This window comes from Erythrobacter sp. (assembly GCF_038133525.1).
Lineage (GTDB): Bacteria > Pseudomonadota > Alphaproteobacteria > Sphingomonadales > Sphingomonadaceae > Qipengyuania.
The window spans coordinates 1-5,981 of the sequence record NZ_JAYPTL010000107.1 but is presented as its reverse complement, the minus strand read 5'-3'; the positions used below and the strand labels follow the sequence as shown (position 1 = coordinate 5,981).

Annotated in this window: 7 protein-coding genes; 3 read left to right on the top strand and 4 right to left on the bottom strand. The window is 63.9% G+C overall.

What is annotated here, in order from left to right:
* From era to lepB, 3 genes are all read right to left on the bottom strand, one after another.
* Window positions 1-630 (bottom strand): GTPase Era (gene era, locus AAFM29_RS16500; protein ID WP_341713845.1); only part of this gene is annotated, 630 nt, incomplete at its 3' end.
* A gap of 106 nt (window positions 631-736) precedes the next feature.
* Window positions 737-1,411: a ribonuclease III gene (gene rnc, locus AAFM29_RS16495; RefSeq protein ID WP_341713844.1), complete on the bottom strand. Its 675-nt coding sequence runs from the start codon at window positions 1,409-1,411 to the stop codon at window positions 737-739.
* Window positions 1,408-2,232 (bottom strand): signal peptidase I, encoded by an 825-nt coding sequence (lepB, locus tag AAFM29_RS16490; RefSeq protein WP_341713843.1) that lies wholly within the window; start codon window positions 2,230-2,232, stop codon window positions 1,408-1,410. Before lepB ends, rnc begins: the two co-directional genes overlap by 4 nt.
* A gap of 82 nt (window positions 2,233-2,314) precedes the next feature.
* Here lepB and pgi point away from each other — a divergent pair, with 82 nt between their 5' ends.
* A complete protein-coding gene (gene pgi / locus AAFM29_RS16485) occupies window positions 2,315-3,850 on the top strand; it encodes a glucose-6-phosphate isomerase (RefSeq protein WP_341713842.1) in 1,536 nt (511 codons plus the stop codon).
* On the opposite strand, the gene AAFM29_RS16480 is transcribed toward pgi, so the two are convergent.
* Window positions 3,847-4,395, bottom strand: coding sequence for a VOC family protein (locus AAFM29_RS16480; RefSeq protein WP_341713841.1), 549 nt, complete (start codon window positions 4,393-4,395; stop codon window positions 3,847-3,849). The genes pgi and AAFM29_RS16480 overlap by 4 nt on opposite strands.
* Window positions 4,396-4,639: 244 nt before the next feature.
* Here AAFM29_RS16480 and AAFM29_RS16475 point away from each other — a divergent pair, with 244 nt between their 5' ends.
* Together AAFM29_RS16475 and AAFM29_RS16470 are read left to right on the top strand one after the other, a co-directional pair.
* Entirely contained in the window at window positions 4,640-5,350 is a 711-nt protein-coding gene (locus AAFM29_RS16475; RefSeq protein WP_341713840.1) for a CDP-alcohol phosphatidyltransferase family protein, read from the top strand.
* Between the two features lie 193 nt (window positions 5,351-5,543).
* The coding region (locus AAFM29_RS16470) for a DEAD/DEAH box helicase (protein WP_341713839.1) at window positions 5,544-5,981 on the top strand (438 nt) is incomplete at its 3' end.

The following is a 5,981-nucleotide window of genomic DNA, read 5'->3' as shown; positions in this document are numbered from 1 at the left end:
GTCATAGGGCAGCTCCTCATGCAATTGCTTGTACAGCTGTTCGCGGGTGATCTCGGTGGCAAGCAGGCGCTCGCTGGCGTCGCTCACCTGGTCTTCGGGATAGTGCCACACGCCTTCGGGCATCATCGCCGCCAGCACCGCCTTCAGTTCGGGCACCCCGTCGCCGGTAAGTGCAGATACGAAGAAGACTTCGGTGAAGTCGACCTTTCCGGTCAATTCCTGAGCCAGCGCCAACAGCGGTTCCTTCTTCGCCGCATCGACCTTGTTGAGCACGAGGATCTTGCGTTCGGGCCGCCCGGCCAGGCTCTCGATCAGCGGTTCGAGCTCGTGCCGGCGCTGCTTGATCGGGTCGACCATCAGCAGCACTGCGTCCGCGGCTTCCGCGCCTTCCCAGGCCGCGCTGACCATGGCGCGATCAAGCCGGCGTTTGGGCGCGAAGATGCCCGGCGTATCGACCAGGATCATCTGCGTGTCGCCGTGCAGGGCAATCCCCAGCATGCGTGCACGGGTGGTCTGCGCCTTGGCGCTGGTGATCGCGACCTTCTGGCCGACCAGCTGGTTCACCAGCGTCGACTTGCCCGCGTTTGGCGCGCCGATAACCGCTACCACGCCGCATTTAGTCTCAGTCATTGTCTCACCTGCCTGCGCATGGCCTTCGACAGGCTCAGGCCGAGCGGATGTGGAGAATGGCACAGAACCCGCTCATCCTGAGCTTGTCGAAGGATAGTCACCGTACTCACCCGTATCGCTCCATAAATGCCTTGGCGGCGGCCTTTTCGGCCTCGCTCTTGCTACTTGCCGTGCCTTCCGCCTCGCCGACCTTGTGCACGCTCACGCGAACGGTGAAGGTCGCGGCGTGGTCGGGTCCAGAACGGTCGATCACTTCGTATTCGGGCGGCTTGCGGCGGTTGCCCGCGGCCCATTCCTGCAGCGCGCTCTTGGGGTGCTTGGCGCGGCCAGCGCCGCTCTCCAGGACCGGGCGGAACAGCGCCTGCACCAGCGCGCGCGCTGCGTCGAAGCCATTGTCGAGGAATTCGGCCCCAAGCAAGCTTTCGACGACATCGCCCAGGATATTGTCGCTGTCGCGCCCGCCGTCGGCTCGGGCTTGCTTGGAAATGCGGATATGCTGCGGCAGTCCGATCGACCGCGCCACTTCGGCGCAGGTTTCGCGACTGACGATGGCGTTGAGCCGCTGTGCCAGCCTGCCTTCGGGCGCATCGTCCTGGCCGTACAGCCAATCGGCGATGCTCAGGCCCAACACGCGGTCCCCCAGGAATTCCAGGCGCTGGTAGTCACGGATTTCATCCATGCTGCCGTGGGTCAGCGCCGCCAGCCATAGCGCGGGGTCGCGCACGGTAAACCCGGTCTGGGCGAGCCATTCGCGCGTTTCCGGATCGAGTGTCTTGTTCATATCGAATGCCCGATCCGGCCCCAGCGGGCTGCGGTGAACCAGGTCCAGGGCTTGATCCATTCGGCGCTGCCATCGGTGGAGAACAGCACCAAGCTGGCGCGCGCCACCAGCAGGCGCTGGTCGACCAGCCCAACGCCACCGCCGGCGAGCGCCGGAAAGCGACTATCCTGCGAATTATCGCGATTGTCGCCCATCACGAACAGCTTGCCCTCCGGCACCACGACGGTTTCGAAGTCGTCCTGTGGTGTCGGACCGAAATCGAGCACGCGATAGCGCCTGCCGCCAGGCAAGGTTTCCTCGAAGCGGTGATAGCGGCACAGCGGGATGCCGTCGGCGCCGCGGATCTCCTCCGCGCGGTTATGGCAGCGCGTGTTCGCGCTGATGGCGATGGTGAAATCGTCGACCCGCTTCTTCTCGATCAGTTCGCCATTGAGGATCAGCTGGCCGTCGACCATCGCCACAGTGTCGCCGGGCAGGCCGATCACTCGCTTGACGTAGTCAGAACGATCGATCGGGTGCTTGAATACCACCACGTCGCCCCTTTCGGGGGTCTTGCCGAACACTCGGTCGGTCGGTCCCGGCAGACCCAGCGGCATCGAGTTCTCGTTGTAACCATAGGGCCATTTCGCCGCGATCAGGTAATCGCCGGTCTGCAGGTCGGGCAGCATGCTTTCGCTGGGAATGGTGAAGAAGCTGAAGGCCAACGCGCGGAACAGCAGTACCGCCAGGATCAGCTTGGTGCAGAACCACAGGAAGCTGCCCCAGCTTTCGGTCTCTTCGCCATCCGGTGTGTCCTGGGCCGCGACCGGATTCGTATCCATGGCCTGTTCTGTCATGCGGGCTTCTCAATCATCGCCGAGTTCCCTAGTCGCGGCAGTCCGCCCACGAAAGGATTTTTGCGCGATGAATACCCTTGCCGACCTCTGGAGCAAGCTTGCGGCGCTGCCGCGACCGACATTGGCCGAGCTGTTCGCGGGCGATGGCGCGGCGCGGGTCGATGCGCTTTCGGGCCGGATCGAACTGGGCGGCGAGAGCGGTGGCATCCTGTTCGACTGGTCGAAGACGCACCTCGACCAGGCCGTACTTGCGGGTTTCGGCGAACTGGCAGACGCGATGGACTTTGCCGGAATGCGTGCAAAGCTGTTCTCGGGCGAGATCGTCAACCCGACCGAGGGCCGCGCCGCCGATCATGCGACGCTGCGCGGCACCGGCGATCCCGCCAAGGTCGAGGAGGCCATGGCGCTGATCGAGCGCATGGGCATGCTGGTCGAGGCGATCCACCAGGGCGCGCTGGGCGAGATTGAACACCTGATCCATATCGGCATCGGCGGCAGTGCGCTGGGCCCCGCACTGGGCGTCGACGCGCTGAGCCGCGACCTCAGCTATTGCGACGTCCATGTCGTTTCGAACATCGACGGTGTGGCGCTGGAGCAGGCATTCGCCGCCTGCGATCCGGCGAAGACGCTGATCGCGGTGGCGAGCAAGACCTTCACGACGATCGAAACCATGACCAATGCCGAAAGCGCGCTCAAATGGCTGCGCGACAATGGTGTTTCGGATCCCGGCGGCCGTGTGATCGCACTCACCGCTGCGCCCGAAAAGGCGGTCGAATGGGGGGTCGACGAAACCCGCATCCTCCCGTTCCAGGAAAGCGTCGGCGGGCGCTATTCGATCTGGTCCTCCATCGGCTTTCCCATCGCCATGGCAGTCGGGATGGAGGATTTTCGCTCGATGCTGGCCGGGGCGCAGGCGGTCGACGAGCATTTCCGCGACACCGACGGCACGGCAAATCTGGTGCTGCGCGCGGCCTTTGCCGATCTCTATTACACGCATGTGCGCGGCTGCCAGACGCGCGCCGTCTTCGCCTATGACGAGCGGTTGGGGCTGTTCCCCGACTATCTCCAGCAGCTCGAGATGGAATCGAACGGGAAACGCGTCACCTCCGCCGGCGCGCCGGTCGATGGGCCGACAGCGCCGATTACCTGGGGCGGGGTGGGCACCGATGCGCAGCACGCGGTGTTCCAGCTGCTCCACCAGGGCACGCATCTGATCCCGGTGGATTTCATCGCCAGCGTGGCTCCCGGCGACGAACTCGACCCGGCGCACCATCGCATCCTGCTGACCAATTGCTTCGCACAAGGCGCGGCGCTGATGGCGGGCGGCAACATGAGCGCCGATGGCGAGGACCCCGCGCGTGCCTTCCCGGGCGATCGCCCTAGCGCCACGATCCTGTGCGACGATCTCGATGCCGCGACGCTCGGCGCGCTGATCGCCTTCCACGAACACCGCACCTTCGCCAGCGCGGTGCTGATGGGCATCAACCCCTTCGATCAGTTCGGGGTCGAACTGGGCAAGAAGATGGCCAAGGATATCGAAGCGGGCGGGGCGCAGTTCGACGCGAGCACCGAAGCGCTGCTGAAGGCGGCCGGGCTCTCCTAGTCCCGCGTTCTCGGGTTGGGACGGGCGCGCTCTTCTTCGCTCATCCGGCCGCGCGGGACGATGAATTCGAGCCGGATGCCCGACGGTTCGCGGATCATCATGTGGGTCGTCGGGCCATTGCCGAGGAATTCGGGGCCGAACTCGATCTCGACCCGCGGATGATCCTGGAAACGCTGGTAAAGCGCGTCCAGCGTGGCCAGGTCACGCACGGTAATCGCCATGTGATGCAAGCCCACATTGGTCTTGCGATCGAATGGCACCGCGCTTGCCGGGTCGGTGACGCGCCACAGGGTGACGAACATTTCGCCATTGGTGACGAACTTGGCTGGGTAGCTGGGGTCACCGCCCGCGGGCTTCCAGCCCAGCGTGTCAATGAAGAAGCTGGCGCTGGCGTCGAGATCGCTGACCGCCAGGCCGATGTGGTTGAGCGCCAGCGTTTCGGCCTCTTCCGTGGGAGCTGCGGCATCCTGCGCCGCCAGGGGCGCGGCGAAGGCGATGGCGATTCCGACGATGGCGAGCGGCAAACGATAGGCGGTACGAAGCATGGCGTGTCTCCCTGGATATCCACGCCCTATTTCGCTGGCGGGCGCCGACAAGTTTCAATCGACCGGTCATAGATGGCGGCCTACCAACACTTCGGCTTGCCTGTTCAACCTGCGGCCCGATCGAACAGGGACATTCGATCGGTTACGGTTTTGCGCTGCGCGGTGCCTTACCATCGCCAGTCGGTGGGCCGTTCGTGCATTTGCAATTGTCCCGGCATGAAAAGGGGCGCAATGGTCGTGCCTCATGACAGTTAACGACCAGGTCGCCCCTGCGCCGATCGAGCGTATCCAGCAGAACGTGCTCGCGCGGGGCGAACGTCGGCTGCTGACTTGGATCTGTGCCCGTCTCCCCGCCTGGGTGACGCCGGATCTGATGACCGGTGTCGGCATGATCGGCGCCGCGATGATTTTCGCTGGATATCTGTTGAGCAACATGGGTGAACAATGGCTTTGGCTCGCGATCGGAGGCTACGCCGTTCAGTGGTTCGGTGATTCCACCGATGGCAGCCTTGCCCGTTTCCGCAAGATCGAGCGCCCGCGCTACGGGTATTTTCTCGATCACAGTTGCGATGGTCTGGCAACGACGCTGGTACTGACCGGGATCGGATTGTCACCATACGTACAGTTGGAAGTCGCACTGGTTGCACTGACCGGCTATCTTTTGCTTTCGATCCACGCGTTCCTGCGGGTCCGCGTGCTGAGTGAAATGAAGCTGTCCTACCTTAATGCCGGACCCACCGAACTGCGGTTCCTCCTGATTGGTTTCACGCTCGCTATGCTGGTTCTGGGCAGTCGGGGCGAAGGTTGGTTCGGAAAGGTCTCGGGCTTCGACATTTTCACGGGATTCTGCGGCATGGTGATGATTGCCCTGTTTGCGCATCAGACCGCGGTAACCGTGCGAAGATTGGCGATTGAAGAACCGTCGCGGAACGCGGAGTGGCGTGTTCGCGATTGACTTTCCGGCCTTTCACCCCCATCTGGCCGTCGAACGAAGCGCGCTAGCCAGCGTGAAGCGGCGATGACTGAAACATCCATCGCCCCGGCCGCGCATCGGTTTTTCCCCAAGACTACCCTTTTCACGCGGGTCGTTTGACACCCGCGCCGCGCGACCACTGGGTTTGCGCGCCGCATTTCGAATGCGAGTATACATGACACAATTTTCAGACCTCGGGCTGTCGCAGCCCGTCCTCCAGGCGCTCGATCTCAAGGGCTATTCCACGCCCACGCCGATCCAGCAGCAAGCCATTCCAGCCGTGCTCGAAGGGCGCGACCTGATGGGCATCGCCCAGACCGGTACCGGCAAGACCGCCGCCTTCATGCTCCCCAGCATCGACCGCCTGCGCGAGGCGGAGAAGCAGACGCCGTTCAAGTCCTGCCGCATGCTGGTGCTGGCCCCCACGCGCGAACTGGCCGGGCAGATCGCCCAGTCGGCCAAGGATTATGGTGCGCTGGCGGGCCTCAAGGTCCAGTCGATCGTCGGCGGCACCTCGGTCAACAAGGACCGCAACAAGCTCCACCGCGGCACCGACATCCTCGTCGCCACGCCGGGACGCCTGCTCGATTTGATCGACCAGAAGGCCTTCACG

Bases quoted from the DNA above. Each gene is read 5' to 3' on its own strand.
- rnc (WP_341713844.1), bottom strand. From the start codon at position 1,411: ATGAACAAGACACTCGATCCGGAAACGCGCGAATGGCTCGCCCAGACC.
- pgi (WP_341713842.1), top strand. From the start codon at position 2,315: ATGAATACCCTTGCCGACCTCTGGAGCAAGCTTGCGGCGCTGCCGCGA.
- lepB (WP_341713843.1), bottom strand. From the start codon at position 2,232: ATGGATACGAATCCGGTCGCGGCCCAGGACACACCGGATGGCGAAGAG.
- AAFM29_RS16475 (WP_341713840.1), top strand. From the start codon at position 4,640: ATGACAGTTAACGACCAGGTCGCCCCTGCGCCGATCGAGCGTATCCAG.
- AAFM29_RS16480 (WP_341713841.1), bottom strand. From the start codon at position 4,395: ATGCTTCGTACCGCCTATCGTTTGCCGCTCGCCATCGTCGGAATCGCC.